Genomic DNA, 15,328 nt, shown 5'->3' on the forward strand with positions numbered 1-15,328 from the left:
ACCAACATGGTCCAGGCAGTCATACCCTGAACCCGCATATCAATGCGGATGCGGTGGCCGCCGGCCGTGTCACAGGAAGTCCAGAACGAAGAAGGTTGATTACGTGCCTACCGGCAAGGTCAAGTGGTATGACAAGGAAAAAGGCTTCGGATTCCTCGCAGGTGAGGACGGCCAGGAAGTATTCCTGCCCAAATCCGCCCTGCCCGAGGGCGTAACGGAACTCAAGGCCGGCACCCGCGTGGAGTTCGGTGTGGCTGACGGCCGCAAGGGAGCCCAGGCCCTAGGCCTGCGCGTGCTGGACAAGACACCGTCCATTGCCAAGGCTAAGCGTCCCAGCGCCAAGGACCTGGCGCCGCTCGTCCAGGATCTGGTGACCGTGCTGGACAATTTGTCCGGAACGCTGTCCGCCGGAAAGTACCCGGAAGGCAACAAGGCCAAGGCGATCGCCGCCGCCCTCCGTAAGGTTGCCGACGAGCTGGACGCTTAGGCACCCACATGACTTCCCAACCTGACCAGAGCACCCCCAAACCGGCTTCAAAGCCCCGTGCCGGCGTTCCCGTGTGGCGCACCGGGAAACCGGATGCGGTGCTCGCTGCGGCCGTGGACTTTGCCCGGGCTGCGGTAGAGGGCATCGCCCCGGCTGAGCAGATCGGACAGCATCTGGGCGCGAAGAGCGAAGGGGACCGTATTGTCACGCATCTCTTCGAGTCCAGACTGGCCGGGTATCAGGGGTGGCAGTGGTACGCCGTGATCACGCGCAATTCCCGGTCCAAGGTCATCACGGTGAACGAACTTGGCCTGCTGCCTTCGGGGGATTCGATCCTGGCGCCCGAGTGGGTGCCATGGGCTGAACGGGTGCGCCCGGAGGACGCCCAGGACGATGAACTGGACGCTGACACCGTGGACGCCGTCCCGGCCGTTTCGGACGCCGGTGAGGTTTCCGTTTCGGACGCCGACGGGGTTACCGATTTCGACGCCGGTGAGGTTACCGATTCGGACGGCGCCGTCAGCGAGGCACCGGAGGAAGAACCCGGCTCCGCCCGCGAGGTCGACTAGCCAGTTGGAACCATGGGGGACTGAGGATCTCGGAGGCCGGCGATGATGTCCACCTTCAAGTCCTTGCATGTCCTCAATTACCGCCTTTGGTTTGTGGGCGCCCTGATTTCCAACATCGGGACCTGGATGCAGCGCACAGCCCAGGACTGGCTGGTCTTTGACCACCTGACAGACCACGACGCCGGGGCCGTGGGTATCACCATGGCCCTGCAACTGGGTCCGCAGCTGTTCCTCGCACCCGTGGCCGGGCTGGTGGCCGACCGCTTTAACCGCCGCCACCTCCTGGTGATGACACAGTCCGCCATGGCGCTGCTGAGCACGGGCCTGGGGCTCCTTGTGGTCACGGGTGCCGGCCAACTGTGGCATGTCTACGCCTTTGCCCTACTGCTGGGCCTTGTCTCCGCCCTCGATGCTCCCGTCAGGCAGACGTTCGTCTCGGAACTGGTGCGGGACGATTACCTGCCCAATGCGGTGGCACTCAACAGTGCATCCTTCAACGTGGCCAGGATGATCGGACCCGCGGTGGCCGGCGTGCTGACGGTGGCCGTGGGGCCGGGGTGGGTGTTCCTGATCAACACTGTGACGTTCCTGGCCCTCCTGTTCAGCCTGTGGAAGATACCCGCTTCATCCCTGCGGGTCCTTCCCCGGGCGGCTCCCGGCAAGGGCCGGATCCGTGAGGGGCTGCGCTATGTGCGGTTCCGCCCGGATATCGTGGTGGTGCTTGTGGCCGTCTTCATCGTGGGAACCCTCGGGCTCAACTTCGTCCTGTTCATCGCGGCCATGGTGGGCACGGAATTCGGGCTGGATGCCAGTGCTTTCGGTTTGATGAACTCCATCATGGCCATCGGCTCCGTGGCGGGCGCGCTGCTGTCCGCCGGGCGGTCCAAGCCCAGGCTCCGGATCATTTTCGGGGCAGCCGGCGCGTTCGGGGTCACGTCCGGGCTGGCGGCCCTGGCGCCCAACTACTTCTGGTTCGGCGTGGCCCTGGTGCCGGTAGGCCTTTTTGCCATCACGATGATGACCAGCGCCAACGGCTATGTGCAGACCACGACGGACCCTGTGATGCGCGGCCGGGTGATGGCCCTCTATATGGCGATCTTCATGGGCGGCACACCCGTCGGCGCTCCGCTGGTGGGATGGGTGGCCAATGTTGCCGGTCCCCGCTGGTCCATGTCCGTGGCGGCGGCATCCGGGTTGCTGGCCGCGCTGATAGGCATGGTGTGGATTATCCGGGCCAAGCAGCTGAGGCTCGGATTCAACCGCCGAGCCCGGGGACTGCGCTACTTCCGGTTGGTATCCGCCGGGCCCAACCACGATGGCAAAGCTGAAAGCAGAGTGCGCAAAGACGAAGGCGCCGTCCGGGAGCAAAACCCGGACGACGCCGTCGAACGCTAACGCGTCTGCGTTGGCTGGTTCCTTACTTGCGCAGTTCTCCCACGACGTAGTCGATGCTGGACAGGAGAGCGGAGACGTCGTCAGGGTCGATCGCCACGAAGGTGGCGATGCGCAGCTGGTTGCGTCCCAGCTTGCGGTACGGCTCAGTGTCCACAATCCCGTTGGAACGGAGGACCTTCGCGATGGCCGCAGCGTCGATCGAATCGTCGAAGTCGATCGTGGCGATCACGTTTGAACGGTCTTCGGCCTTGGCAACGAACGGCGTGGCGTATTCGGAGGCCTCTGCCCAGGAGTAGATGCGTCCGGCCGAGTCGGCGGTACGGGCCGCGGCGAAATCGAGCCCGCCGCTGGCGTTCAGCCACTGCACCTGAGCGTCCAGGGTGACCAGGGTGGCCAGCGCCGGGGTGTTGTAAGTCTGGTTGAGCCGGGAATTGTCGATGGCAGTCTGCAGGTCCAGGAAATCGGGGATCCACCGGCCGCTTGCCTTGATCCGCGCAGCACGCTCAAGGGCGGCGGGGGAGAAGAGGCCCAGCCACAGGCCGCCGTCGGACGCGAAGTTCTTCTGCGGCGCAAAGTAGTACACGTCAGCCTCCGACACATCGACGTCCAGCCCGCCGGCAGCGGAGGTGGCATCGATCAGGACCAGCGATCCTTCATCCGCCCCGGCAACCCGCGTGACCGGGGCAGCGACACCCGTGGAGGTCTCATTCTGGGGCCAGGCGTACACGTCAATGCCGGCTTCCGCCTGCGCTACGGGCCGGGTACCGGGCTCGGCCTTGATGATGGAGGATGCGTCCAGGAACGGAGCCTTGTTGGTGGCGGAGGCGAACTTGGAACCGAACTCGCCAAAGGAGAGGTGCTGGGCCTTGCTGTCCACCAGCCCGAACGCCGCGACATCCCAGAACGCGGTGGAGCCGCCCACTCCGAGGATGACTTCGTAGCCGTCCGGGGCGCGGAAGAACTCGCTCAGGCCGTTGCGGACGGACCCTACGAGGTTCTTGACCGGAGCCTGGCGGTGCGAGGTGCCAAGAAGCGTGGCGGAGGCGGCAGACAGGGCCTCGATCTGCTCGGGGCGGACCTTTGAAGGCCCGGCGCCGAACCGTCCGTCCTTGGGCAGGAGGTTGGCGGGGATAGTGATGCTGGTGTCGCTCACAATGGCTCCAATTTTTCGGCGTGGACGTGGGGGAGGCCTGGCAGTGCACGGGTTCCTGCCGGGGGAATCCCCTATATTCTGCCTGACGCGCCGGTGGGGAACGGAACGATATCCGTCATAGTCCAGTCACTGAGACATACCTGAGGCGCAGGCGGTCACGTCCCTGTGAAGCTCGGCGCCGAATTATCCGGAGTAATTCAAAATAGGCTAAGCTGGTCCCTGACGTATAGCGGGCCGCGATGCCGGCCGGGCTGATCCCGTGAGGCCGTTCCCCAAGGCTGATCGGTGGATGCAGGTCCACTTCGCCGCGGCCAACGGGAAACGCCTCCGCGCGGTACGGTGGGACTGACGCAAGGACTGTGCTCGAGGAGCTGAGCTGGATGACGGATCTGATCGACACCACGGAGATGTATCTTCGGACAATCTTGGAGCTTGAGGAAGAGAACATCGTTGCTCTCCGTGCGCGGATTGCCGAACGGCTGCGCCACTCCGGCCCCACTGTTTCGCAGACCATCGGCCGGATGGAGCGCGACGGACTGGTGGTTGTTTCGGGCGACCGGCACCTTGAGCTCACCGAAACAGGCCGGAAACGGGCTACCGAGGTTATGCGCAAGCACCGCCTTGCGGAGCGGCTCCTCGCCGACGTCATCGGCCTCGACTGGGCGTATGTCCATGACGAAGCCTGCCGCTGGGAACACGTCATGAGCGAGCGGGTCGAGCGGCGCATCTTCGAGCTCCTGGACCATCCCACGGTTTCCCCTTACGGCAATCCCATTCCCGGCCTGGCGGCACTTGGTGGCCAGCCCACTCCCGCGTTCACCGACGGAGTGGTGAACCTTCTTGACGCCATGGCCGGATACGGGGCCGACTCCCGCATTACCGTGAGCCGCCTGGCCGAGCCCATCCAGGTTGAGCCGGAGCTGCTGGTCCAGCTCGATGAAGGCGGCATCCGGCCGGGGGCGTCCGTCGCCCTGGAGCGCGTGGGGGAGTACATCTCGGTGCGCGTACCCGAGATCGAAGGCGCCCTGGAACTGCCGCCCGAAGTTGCGGCCCACGTATTTGTTACGGTCCGCTAACCGTGCACCTCGTAGGACCACCTACAACACGTTGAGACGCAGATAACGGAATTATTACCGTGCTGATTAATCACCTATAGTTGAGGACTAGCGCCGATACTAAAGCGTTACCTGATCCGAAGCCGAGCTCTGCCAGCGGATCAAGGTACGAATCACCTCCTGGCAGAGGCGGGGGAACCACAACCGGCCGTTGAAAGACGGCCTTGGGGTGAAGTCCGTCAGCGGCAAAGCACCTCCGACGAAGGATTCCTTTGGGATACCCCTGTGTCGGATGCCTTGCATTGGCGGACCGGGTCTTTGATCTCTCTGACCCGAATCCGACAGCTAACTCCGCAGGCTTTCCAGAGAGGATAATTCTTGACCACGCAGACCGTCAGGGGCCGCCGCAGGGCGACAGGTCCCGCTTCGGAGTACCCCGTGGCCGAAGCCGTAATGACGGTCAGGCCGCGCGACGCACACCGTGATGCGCGCCGGCGCCGGGGCCTGTTCAGCCAGGTTACGGACTTCGCCTCGGCGAGCGGCGTGGGTCAGAAGGCGGGCATCGCGCTGGCCGCCACCGGACTGGTCCTTACCGTGACCGTACCGTCAACCGGCCCCATGGTCGCCACGTCAGACACGGGATCCACCGCCGCCGCATCAGTCGCGGCGCAGCCGGAGGTCTCCGCTGCCGCCAGCGCCAAGATCGACTTCAACCGGACCGCCGTAGCCACCAAGGGGGATCCGGACGGCAAGCTCAAGCAGTTGCTGAGCGCGCAGTCAGCCGGAACCATCACCCGCGCGGCATCCACCGGCAGCCTGGGTGCGCCGCTGGAACAGATGGTCACCGCATCACCTTTCGGTTTCCGGGTTAGCCCGATCACGGGCGGAGCCGGCGAGTTCCACCGTGGCCAGGACTACGCGGCCCAGTGCGGCACAAGCGTATTCGCCGCCGCCAGCGGAACCGTAACCTTCTCCGGCTGGCACCCCTACGGCGGTGGCAACCGTGTGGTGATTGACCACGGCAACGGCCTGGAAACCACGTACAACCACCTCTCGTCGTCCAGTGTCCAGGTTGGCCAGAAGGTCAACCGCGGCGACGTGGTGGCGCTCAGCGGGACCACCGGTGCCTCCACCGGCTGCCACCTGCACTTTGAAGTGATGGTCAACGGCGAAGTCGTCGATCCGCTCGGCTGGCTCTGATCCAAACGATCGCCCGCTCTCGCATTCCTGTGACATGCCGTGACCTGAATGTGACATTCGTTCGGAATTCCTGTACCGTTTAGAGCACGCCAAGTTTTCCGAAGTTGGCGCTCTTGAGTGGATTGCCTAACTCTGCCACCGCTCAAGGTCCGTTCGCATTACATCGTCTGGCAGAGGCGGGGGAACCAATTTTGGTCTTCGCAAGAAGACCTTGGGGTTAAGTCGCAACGCTTCCCAGGAAGCCGAGCGGCCGGGTGACTCCCATCCGAATCCGACAGCTCACCTCGTAGGCATTGGGAGAGGCTACCTTCGTGTCTACACGTCACAATTCTGCGCGCCACCGCGCGCAAACGGTTCGTACGAACCCGTTGAACTCCGTGTCCAGGGCTGTTACTGCCAACGCCGGGACCGTAGGTCGCCAGGCGGCTGTTATCGCAGCTGCTTCCGGACTGATCCTTAGTGTTGGGATGCCGGCAAATGCCGCCGATACCAACCTGGGCGTTTCCGCTTCGACGGAGTCCGGCTCACAGTCGGCCCAGCTGACCGTAACTGCAGAACCGACAGCGACTGTTTCCTTCGAGCGTCCGGCAGTGACCACGAAGGCAGCGCCCAAGGTTGAAACCGTTCGGGCACAGTCCACCGGTACGGACGCCAGCGAGACCTCCACTGAGGCTGACGGAGAGGCCAAGGCAAGCAAGCTTGCTGACGCCGCATCTTCCGCAGCAGCATCGGGCCTCGCTGCCATCGCTTACACCGGTATCGGCAGCCCATACGTCTGGGGCGGTACCACTCCCAGCGGTTGGGACTGCTCAGGCTTCACGCAGTGGGTATACGCACAGGCCGGCATCAGCATCCCCCGCACCAACGCATGGACAGCCATGACGCCTACCGCCACCCCGGCGCCGGGCGATCTTGTCATGCAAAACGGCGGCGCCCACGTTGGCATCTACGTCGGCAACGGCATGATGATCAGCGCGCTCAACCCCTCGCAGGGCACTCTCCTGCACGCTGTGTCCGCCACGGGCACCTCTGCGTTCTACACGCTTCGCTAACACACGCGCTTCCCATCGCTGAAGCGCGCGTTCTTCGCTAAAAACCCTGTTCGGGCCGTTCCGGCTTACCCCCAAGATGCCGGAGCGTCCAAAAACCGCGGCCTGCCATGCAGTCTGAGGAAAACGAAAGAGAGAACTAATGACTACTCGTGCCATCGCACGGCATCGCGCCGAGGTTACAAAGACCAACTCGCTTGCTGTCATTGCCAAGGCCGTCGGCGACAACGCCGGTGGCATGGGCCGTCAGGCTGCGGTTATCGCTGCTGCCTCCGGTCTGGTCCTGACGAGCGGTATCGCAGCCAACGCTGCCGACACCAATGTTCAGCGCGAAGCAACCTCTGCTTCCACCCTGGAAGTCCAGTCTTCCGCTCCGGCCAACATCTCGGCTGCATCCAGCATCGCCATCTCCTTCGAGAAGCCGGCTGTTTCCACCTCCCCGGCTCCGGTCGTTGAGGCTCCCAAGCCGGTTGTTGAGGTTCAGGAAGCTGCTCCCGCGGCCGCTCCGGCTGCCGTTGCAGAGACTGTGTCCGCCCCGGCGGCTCCGGCTGCCCCTGCGGCCCCCGCCGCTGCCAGCGGAAACGGCGCTTCGATCGCAGCTGCGGCGTACGCCCAGCTCGGCGTTGCCCAGGACTGCACCGCCCTTGCCACCAACGCGCTTGCGGCCGTAGGCATCAACTACCACGGCTGGCCGGCCGGTTACCTTTCCTTGGGCCGTACCGTGAGTGCAGCCGAGGCACAGCCGGGCGACCTCGCCTACTACGAGAACGGCGGCATGGGCATGGCCCACATCGCTGTATACGTCGGCAACGGCCAGGCCGTGCACGGTGGCTGGAACGGCGGAACCACTTCCCTGTTCAGCGTCAACGTCGGCTCCGGCCCGGTCTTCATCCGCGTTGGCGGCTAAAGCCTCCAGCTAACGTTTGCCGGAAGAACCCCTGCCTCCGGGCGGGGGTTCTTCTGCGTTTCCGGCAGGTGAATTTTTGCCGACACGGAGTGTATGGTAAGGGCCCGATTCGGTGATCGGCCACTTGAGTGTTTACTCTTGTGTTGTCGATCCATAGCGCCCGGACAAGCAGAGGGCAGCCGGCCCTCGAGCCCCTGACGGGCGCGGCCGTGAAGAGGTATGTGCATGCGCACTCTCGTTCTTAATGCTGGATATGAACCGCTGGCGGTTGTAACCTTCCGCCGGGCGCTGGTTCTTGTGCTGACCGGAAAAGCTAGCGTAGTGGCCGAGGGCGACGATCCTGTCGTCGGGCCGCAGGAGATCCTGGGCCGTCCGTCCGTGATTCTCCTGAACCGTTACATCCGGCCGCGGTACAACACAACCACCGCGGTGAGCCGCCGGGGCGTTTTGCGCCGTGACGCACACCGCTGCGCCTATTGCGGTAAGGCAGCACACACCATTGACCACGTCCATCCGAAATCGAGGGGTGGTGCGGACTCCTGGGAAAACCTTGTGGCCGCCTGCCTTCGATGCAATAACGTGAAGGGCGACCACACACCTGCCGAGATGGGCTGGAAGCTCAGGTTTGTGCCCGCGCCTCCGCACGGCACCATCTGGCAGATCAAGGAGCTGGAAAAGCCCACCCCTGCGTGGGACCCTTTCCTTCTGCCTGAATCCGCCGCCTGAGGCGTCGATCCTGCGCAGGACCCGTCTCAATGGCTAGGCTGGCCCTGTGGAGTTTGATGCCTTAATCCTGGCGGGCGGCCGGTCATCGCGCCTGGGCGGCGTGCCCAAGTCCCAGCTGATGTACGACGGCGCCACCCTCCTGTCGCGGTCGCTCTCGGCGGCTGCCGGAGCTCGCGCCACAGTGGTGGTGGGACCGGATCCCGGCGAACTGCCTGCCGGTGTCCTGACGTGCCGCGAGGAGCCTGCCTTTACGGGTCCCGCAGCGGCCATTGCTGCCGGTATGGCGGCACTGGAACGGGCGCGCGGTCCGCTCCGGGCCGCGATGACGCTGATTCTGGCCTGCGACATGCCCAAAGCGGACCAGGCAGTTGCCGCCCTTCGGGCCGCCCTCGCAGACCACGGCCCGGCCCCTGCAGGGCCGGATGGTGTCATGTCTGCTTCCCTCGACGGCCGCAGCCAACCGCTCGCAGGCCTTTATAGCACAGCTGCGCTACAACGTTCCATTGACGAAATGGAGACGAGCGGGGGGCTTGCCGGGGCATCAGTGTTCGCCCTCCTTGCTAGGCTTGACGTGCGGACTGTTACCGTCCCCGCCGGTGCCACGGACGACGTGGACACCTGGGACGATGCCACCGCGCTAGGGGTGTCCCGCCAAGGGTCTTGAGCCACCGTCGGTGGGACCGTGCGGTGGCACCGCAACCGAATTTTGAGTTTGGAGGCAACAGTGAAAAGCCAGGACGAAACGCTGGAGGACTGGTGCCGGGCGCTGCTGCAAGCCTTCGAGCTGGAGGACGTCGAGGTCGATGTCAATGAAGTGCTCGCGCTGGCCGGTGTCGCGGCCCACTCCGTCGTGCGGCCGGCGGCGCCGCTGACCACCTTCATCGCAGGCTTCGCGGCGGGAATGGCGACGGGTTCCGGGCAGGCCCCGGACGCGGTGTCCATGCAGGCTGCCTTGGGCGTGGCGCGGGCGCTTGCCATGGACTATGCAGCAGTGGATCCGGCGGTGCCCGGACAGCCCACCGTGGCAGGTTCAGGCCCGGTTAGGACCGATCATGGCTCCGGCCCGTCCACCAACAGCGGGACCACCGGCGCATGACGGCTGCGCCGCCGGGCGGCGGTGACGCCGCCAGCGACGTTCCTGACCGCGGGGGCGCCTCCCGCCTCACTGCAACCGTCGAGGCCGAGGCCGGTTCCGTCGCGGCCGAGGCCGAATCCCCGGAGGCGGAAACCCCGGGGGCCGGGCACACCCATTTGGCGCACACCTGGCAGGAGGCCCGGCAGAAGTCATTCGATTGCGCCACACCCATCCCGCCGGGACCGGTGGCGCTCAGGAATGCGCTGGGCCGGACGCTCGCGGCGGATATTACGGCGCTCCAGGACATGCCCCACTACGCTTCATCCGCCATGGACGGCTGGGCAGTGAACGGGACGGGCCCATGGATTTTGGCTGAACCCGGTCAAAGGCTTGCGCCGCATCAGGCCAGTCCCATTGTTACCGGCGGCCTCATACCACCGGGGGCCAAGGCCGTGCTCCGCAGCGAAAGCGGCATGATGACCAAGGACGAGGACGGGCTCCCCGTCCTGGCCCTTGGCGGCGCTGCAAGGCCCGGTGAACCGAAGAACGGCCAGCACATCCGGAAGGCGGGCGAGGAAGCGTCAGCCGGTGACGTCCTGGTCAAGAGCGGTGTAGTCCTCAACCCGGCCCATCTGGCACTCGCGGCACTGGCCGGCCACGACTCCCTCCGGGTCCAGGGGAAACCGCTGGTCAGGATCCTGCTGACAGGCTCCGAAGTGGTCACCGCGGGCCTGCCTGCGCCCGGCAAGGTCCGCGACACCTTCGGCCCGCAGCTTGGGGCCGTGGTTGAGATGCTCGGTGGCATCTGCGCCGGGCAGGAGAAAATCGGCGACGGCTACGACGAATGGCTGGCTGCCTTGGAAGACGACGGGCCGGAACCCGACGGTCCGGGGGAACAGGCCGTGGCGGGCGGTTCCGTGCTGCCGGAAGGGCCGGCGGCGGAAGAGGCGCCTGCCGACGTCGTCATCACCACCGGCGGAACCGGCGGGTCCGGGACCGATCACCTCCGCCGCGCAGTCGCGGAACTGGGCGGGCGCCTGCTGATAGACGGCATCGCCATGCGCCCGGGACACCCGGCCGTCCTTGCTGAGCTGCCCGACGGCCGGTTCATCCTTGGCCTGCCCGGCAATCCCCTTGCCGCGATGATGGCCCTCTGCACGGTGGGCGCGCCCCTCCTGGCCGCCCTGGGCCACGGAACCCTCGCTCCGGTCCACGAGGTGCCCTGCGGAGCGATGATTGAGCCTGATCCGGGGCGGACCCGGCTGATGCCCTTCAGGCTGCTGTACGGCATGGCGTCCCCTGCCCGGCACACGGGGCCCGGGATGATGCGCGGTCTGGCTGCTGCCGACGGCGTCCTTGTTGTTCCGCCGCACGGCGTTCAGCTGGGCGAGCCGGTGCCCGCCTTCGCGTTGCCCTGGGGCGCTCCGATCCAGGCGGCGGAACCCGCCGCCGCGAAGCCCAAGACCGCTCCCCGCAAGGCCCCGCGAAAGCCATCAGCTTCGGACGGGCCGGTGGACTGGAGCGCGCTGCTCGGCTAGAACGGTCCCGGCTGGTGAAGGCGGTCGGGGCTTGCAATGATGGTCATATCCCGCACTATAAGGAGCGCATCGTGGCCCGCATGACGCAACGCCGCAAGATCCACAGGTTCGTCCTGGACGGTTCACCCCAGTCACTCGAATTTCCCGTGCGGCACCGGGAGGATGTCCTGGCTGTGGAGGAACCGCTGGAAATACGGCTGGATTCCCTTCCGTTTACCGTCACCATGCGCACGCCCGGCGACGATTTCGACCTCGTGGCCGGTTTCCTGGTCTCCGAGGGCATCATCTGGGACCCCGATCAGCTCATCTCCCTGCGGTTCTGCGCGGGCGAGGATGAGAACGGCGTGCAGACCTTCAACGTCGTGGAAGCGCAGCTCAGGCCGGACGTCGTGCGCCCTGACAGGGGACGCAACATCTTTACGTCAAGCTCGTGCGGCATCTGCGGGACCGATTCCATCGACGCCGTCCGCAAGTCGTCGCATTTCAGCCCGGCGGCTGATCCGTTGACCGTGCCCGTGGAGACGCTGTCCGGGCTCCCGGACAAGCTCCGTGCGGCGCAGGCCGTCTTCGACGCCACCGGGGGTGTCCACGCAGCGGGTCTCTTCAGGATCAACGACGACGGCGGTACGGAGTTGCTGTGCCTGCGCGAGGACGTTGGACGCCACAACGCCGTGGACAAGGTGGTGGGCTGGGCGCTGCGCGAACGGCTGCTGCCGCTGACTGGGACGGTGTTGCAGGTCTCCGGCCGGGCATCCTTCGAACTCGTTCAGAAAGCGGCACTCGCCGGTATTCCGGTGCTCGCCGCCGTCAGCGCCCCTTCCAGCCTGGCCGTTGAACTTGCCGCCGCCAGCGGCATGACCCTGGCGGGCTTCAGCAGGGGTTCAACCCTCAACGTTTATGCCGGAGACCACCGTGTCACGGCTCCGGCCCCCGTGCCGGGCTAGGGCAAAATGCTTGGATTATTGGGCCCGGCGCAGTAGATTTTATCCATCGAATGGACGCGCCGATCCGCTCCTTCGGCTGAGTCCACGGGCTTGCACATAAGCTGAAGCCAACGCCTGGGCGCATACCGCGAACCAGCTGTCAGCTTCCATACAACAGGCATTAAAGAGGACTACATTGCACGACGACCGCCGCATCACGGAAGTCCGTCTTGACCGCTTCATGCGCGAACGCGTGGACCCCGCGGTGTACTCCCGCAGCGTTCCGCTGAACCTCAGCGCCTGGGACGTTCCGGACGAGCCTGTCTCCGTTCTGGAGGCCCTCCGCCACGACTTCGTGCCGCTGGAGCACGGATCGGCGTGGGGTCGCCCCTGGAGCACCAAATGGCTGAGGCTGCAGGGTGAAGTGCCCGATTCCTGGGGCACCGCTCCCGATACCGCGGTGGAAATAGTGGTGGACCTCGGGTTCACCCGGGAGCTCCCGGGCTTTCAGTGCGAAGGGATCGCCTGGCGGCCGGACGGCACCATCATCAAGGCCATCTCGCCGCGGAACCAGTACATTCCACTGAAGCTCCTCGGCAGCGGGATGGCAGTGGACTTCTACGTGGAAGCGGCCGCCAACCCGGATGTTGCCCAGGGGTGGACTTTCGCGGCAATGCCCTACGGCGACAAGGCAACGGCGGGGAGCGACCCCAAATACCGGCTGGGCGCCATGGCCATCGCCGAGCTCAACCAGACTGTGTGGGAACTGCAGCAGGACGTATGGACGCTCAGCGGACTCATGCATGAGCTCCCGATGGAACTGCCGCGCCGCCACGAGATCCTGCGCGCCCTGGAGCGGATGCTGGACGTCATGGATCCGGACGACGTTCCCGGCACCGCGGCTGCAGGCCGTGCAGCCCTGGCTGAGGTTCTCTCCCGCCCGGCGTACGCCTCGGCCCATCAGCTGGTCGCCACAGGCCACGCGCACATCGATTCGGCGTGGCTGTGGCCGGTCCGGGAGACCATCCGCAAGTGCGCGCGCACGTTCTCCAACGTCGTGGCCCTGATGGACGAGTCTCCTGACTTCGTTTTCTCCTGCTCGTCGGCGCAGCAGCTCGCCTGGATGAAGGAGTTCTATCCCGAGCTGTTCGGGCGGATCCGCGAGAAGGTCAAAGCGGGCCAATTCGTGCCGGTCGGCGGCATGTGGGTGGAATCCGACACCAACATGCCGGGCGGTGAGGCCATGGCCCGGCAGTTCATCGAAGGCAAGAAGTTCTTCCTCGACGAGTTTGGCGTGGAGTGCCGGGAGGCATGGCTGCCCGATTCCTTCGGCTACTCGGCTGCACTGCCGCAGATCGTCAAGGCTGCCGGCAGCAAGTGGTTCCTGACCCAGAAGATCTCCTGGAACCAGGTCAACAGGATGCCGCACCACACCTTCAACTGGGAAGGAATCGACGGCACGCGGCTGTTCACCCACTTCCCGCCCGTTGACACCTACAATTCGGAGCTGAGCGGCCGGGAACTGGCGCACGCGGAACGGAACTACCGCGATCACGGCCGCGGTACTGTCTCCCTGGTCCCGTTCGGCTACGGCGATGGCGGCGGCGGACCGACGCGGGAGATGATCGCCGCAGCCCACCGCACCGCCGACCTGGAAGGATCGCCGAGGGTCCGGATCGGAACGGCTGCGAATTTCTTCACCCAGGCGCAGGCTGAATACACGTCCCTGCCCGTGTGGGTGGGGGAGATGTACCTGGAGCTGCACCGCGGGACCTACACCAGCCAAGCCAAGACCAAGCGGGGCAACCGGCGCAGTGAACACCTGCTCCGCGAGGCCGAACTGTGGTGTGCCACGGCGTCCGTGCGCACCGCCGGCGGGTTCCCTTATCCGGCGGCCGAGCTGAAGCGACTGTGGCGGCTGGTCCTGCTGCAGCAGTTCCACGACATCCTGCCCGGCAGTTCCATTGCCTGGGTCCATCAGGACGCAGAGCGGAACTACGCGGCCATCTCGGAGGCCCTTGAGGCCATTATTGCCGACGCCGCGCGCGCCATGCTCGGTGAGGGCAGCCGCGAGTTCCTGCTGAACGCCGCGCCGCATGAACGCAGCGGCGTACCCGCTCTTGCAGCCGCCGAACCTGTCCGGAGCGATCACCCGGTGACGGTCACCGAGCACGCCGGGGGATACATCCTGGACAACGGCGTGATCAGGGCCGTGCTGGACTCGAACGGACTCGTGACCTCCCTCATCGACCACGCAAGCGGCCGCGATGCTATCGCTCCCGGCCAATACGGGAACCATCTGGAACTCCACCGCGATACGCCCAACGAGTGGGACGCATGGGACATCGACGAGTTCTACCGCCGCAACGTCACCTCACTGACGGACGCGCATTCGGTGACGCTCGAGCGGGGCGGCTGGGACGCCGTCGTCGTGGTGGAGCGGCTGGCGGGCGCGTCCGCGATCACCCAGCGGATTTCGCTGGAGGCGGGGTCCGGCTCGCTGGGCATCCTGACCTCCGTGGATTGGCAGGAACGCGAAAAGTTGCTCAAGATCGGCTTCCCCCTGGACGTACGGGCGGACCGCTCAGCATCGGAGACGCAGTTCGGGCATGTCTTCCGGCCCACCCACACCAACACATCCTGGGAGGCGGCCAAGTTCGAAATCTGTGCCCACCGCTGGATCCACGTGGCGGAGCCGGGTTACGGTGTGGCGGTTACCAACGCCTCCAGCTACGGACACGATGTCACCCGCTCTGTGAGGGACGACGGCGGGACCACCACCACCGTCCGCACCTCGCTGCTGCGCGCACCCAAGTATCCGGATCCCGACGCCGACCGCGGGCGGCACGAGCTGCTGGTGACCATCAGGCCCGGGGCGGCCATTGCCGACGCCGTGGAGGAGGGCTACCGGACCAACCTGGCCCCGCGGATCGTGAGGGGCGCCAACGCTGTCCGTCCGCTGTTCACGGTATTCAACCAGGGAATCGTGGTGGAGTCGGTGAAGCTGGCGGAGGACGGGTCCGGTGACGTCATTGTGCGTCTCTATGAGTCCCTGGGGGAGCGGTCCGAGGGGATCGTGACGGCCAATTTTGATACCAGGGAAGTGCAGGCAGTGGACCTGCTGGAGCGACCGGTAGCGGGCCCGGGTGTCGAAACCGGCCGGGATTCCGCCAAGCTGACGTTGCGTCCGTTCCAGCTGCTCACGCTGCGGTTTGCCCGCTGAGGCCCCGCGGCTGAGGTGGTCCGGCCGT

At 65.7% G+C, this 15,328-nt stretch carries 14 protein-coding genes and 2 riboswitches; of the genes, 13 read left to right on the top strand and 1 reads right to left on the bottom strand.

Annotated features, from left to right (window positions below):
- Nucleotides 1-103 precede the first annotated feature (103 nt).
- From ACSQ12_RS04185 to ACSQ12_RS04195, 3 genes are read left to right on the top strand one after another with little or no spacing between them, the layout of a single operon-like run.
- Entirely contained in the window at nt 104-487 is a 384-nt protein-coding gene (locus ACSQ12_RS04185) for a cold-shock protein (RefSeq protein ID WP_011690655.1), read from the top strand.
- Between the two features lie 8 nt (nt 488-495).
- The gene (locus ACSQ12_RS04190; protein ID WP_436064445.1) at nt 496-1,056 is read left to right on the top strand and encodes a DUF3027 domain-containing protein; all 561 of its coding nucleotides are present in this window, start codon (nt 496-498) and stop codon (nt 1,054-1,056) included.
- A gap of 45 nt (nt 1,057-1,101) precedes the next feature.
- Nucleotides 1,102-2,451, top strand: a complete 1,350-nt coding sequence (locus ACSQ12_RS04195) for an MFS transporter (protein ID WP_436066929.1) — start codon at nt 1,102-1,104, stop codon at nt 2,449-2,451.
- Between the two features lie 22 nt (nt 2,452-2,473).
- Here ACSQ12_RS04195 and serC read toward each other — a convergent pair whose 3' ends face one another.
- The gene (serC, locus tag ACSQ12_RS04200) at nt 2,474-3,604 is read right to left on the bottom strand and encodes a phosphoserine transaminase (protein ID WP_436064446.1); all 1,131 of its coding nucleotides are present in this window, start codon (nt 3,602-3,604) and stop codon (nt 2,474-2,476) included.
- A 380-nt stretch (nt 3,605-3,984) separates the two neighbouring features.
- Between serC and ACSQ12_RS04205 the strand changes: the two genes are divergently transcribed.
- The 10 genes from ACSQ12_RS04205 (at nt 3,985) to ACSQ12_RS04250 (ending at nt 15,300) form a co-directional block, all read left to right on the top strand.
- A complete protein-coding gene (locus ACSQ12_RS04205; RefSeq protein WP_436064447.1) occupies nt 3,985-4,680 on the top strand; it encodes a metal-dependent transcriptional regulator in 696 nt (231 codons plus the stop codon).
- 140 nt (nt 4,681-4,820) lie between these two features.
- Nucleotides 4,821-5,034, top strand: a riboswitch (cyclic di-AMP (ydaO/yuaA leader).
- Nucleotides 5,035-5,037: 3 nt separating this feature from the next.
- Nucleotides 5,038-5,859: a M23 family metallopeptidase gene (locus ACSQ12_RS04210; protein ID WP_436064448.1), complete on the top strand. Its 822-nt coding sequence runs from the start codon at nt 5,038-5,040 to the stop codon at nt 5,857-5,859.
- A 129-nt stretch (nt 5,860-5,988) separates the two neighbouring features.
- A riboswitch (cyclic di-AMP (ydaO/yuaA leader) is annotated at nt 5,989-6,166 on the top strand.
- A gap of 160 nt (nt 6,167-6,326) precedes the next feature.
- Nucleotides 6,327-6,911, top strand: a complete 585-nt coding sequence (locus ACSQ12_RS04215; protein ID WP_245199264.1) for a C40 family peptidase — start codon at nt 6,327-6,329, stop codon at nt 6,909-6,911.
- Between the two features lie 139 nt (nt 6,912-7,050).
- Nucleotides 7,051-7,815, top strand: a complete 765-nt coding sequence (locus ACSQ12_RS04220) for an NlpC/P60 family protein (protein ID WP_011690662.1) — start codon at nt 7,051-7,053, stop codon at nt 7,813-7,815.
- Nucleotides 7,816-8,040: 225 nt separating this feature from the next.
- On the top strand, nt 8,041-8,541 hold the full coding sequence (locus ACSQ12_RS04225; RefSeq protein WP_011690663.1) for an HNH endonuclease: 501 nt from the start codon (nt 8,041-8,043) through the stop codon (nt 8,539-8,541).
- Nucleotides 8,542-8,587: 46 nt separating this feature from the next.
- Nucleotides 8,588-9,205, top strand: a complete 618-nt coding sequence (gene mobA, locus ACSQ12_RS04230; RefSeq protein WP_436064449.1) for a molybdenum cofactor guanylyltransferase — start codon at nt 8,588-8,590, stop codon at nt 9,203-9,205.
- 60 nt (nt 9,206-9,265) lie between these two features.
- Nucleotides 9,266-9,637: a DUF6457 domain-containing protein gene (locus tag ACSQ12_RS04235; protein ID WP_436064450.1), complete on the top strand. Its 372-nt coding sequence runs from the start codon at nt 9,266-9,268 to the stop codon at nt 9,635-9,637.
- Nucleotides 9,634-11,154, top strand: coding sequence for a molybdopterin molybdotransferase MoeA (locus ACSQ12_RS04240; protein ID WP_436064451.1), 1,521 nt, complete (start codon nt 9,634-9,636; stop codon nt 11,152-11,154). Before ACSQ12_RS04235 ends, ACSQ12_RS04240 begins: the two co-directional genes overlap by 4 nt.
- 71 nt (nt 11,155-11,225) lie before the next feature.
- Complete coding sequence (fdhD, locus tag ACSQ12_RS04245) at nt 11,226-12,098, top strand: formate dehydrogenase accessory sulfurtransferase FdhD (protein ID WP_436064452.1); 873 nt, start codon at nt 11,226-11,228, stop codon at nt 12,096-12,098.
- A gap of 175 nt (nt 12,099-12,273) precedes the next feature.
- The gene (locus tag ACSQ12_RS04250; RefSeq protein WP_436064453.1) at nt 12,274-15,300 is read left to right on the top strand and encodes an alpha-mannosidase; all 3,027 of its coding nucleotides are present in this window, start codon (nt 12,274-12,276) and stop codon (nt 15,298-15,300) included.
- Nucleotides 15,301-15,328: the final 28 nt, after the last annotated feature.

The sequence above is a fragment of the Arthrobacter sp. LjRoot14 genome (assembly GCF_964253905.1).
GTDB lineage: Bacteria > Actinomycetota > Actinomycetes > Actinomycetales > Micrococcaceae > Arthrobacter.

Excerpts from the sequence above, each read along its gene's own strand:
- ACSQ12_RS04190 (WP_436064445.1), top strand. The coding sequence starts at position 496 with ATGACTTCCCAACCTGACCAGAGCACCCCCAAACCGGCTTCAAAGCCC.
- ACSQ12_RS04195 (WP_436066929.1), top strand. The coding sequence starts at position 1,102 with ATGTCCACCTTCAAGTCCTTGCATGTCCTCAATTACCGCCTTTGGTTT.
- ACSQ12_RS04205 (WP_436064447.1), top strand. The coding sequence starts at position 3,985 with ATGACGGATCTGATCGACACCACGGAGATGTATCTTCGGACAATCTTG.
- ACSQ12_RS04215 (WP_245199264.1), top strand. The coding sequence starts at position 6,327 with ATGCCGGCAAATGCCGCCGATACCAACCTGGGCGTTTCCGCTTCGACG.
- ACSQ12_RS04220 (WP_011690662.1), top strand. The coding sequence starts at position 7,051 with ATGACTACTCGTGCCATCGCACGGCATCGCGCCGAGGTTACAAAGACC.
- ACSQ12_RS04225 (WP_011690663.1), top strand. The coding sequence starts at position 8,041 with ATGCGCACTCTCGTTCTTAATGCTGGATATGAACCGCTGGCGGTTGTA.
- ACSQ12_RS04240 (WP_436064451.1), top strand. The coding sequence starts at position 9,634 with ATGACGGCTGCGCCGCCGGGCGGCGGTGACGCCGCCAGCGACGTTCCT.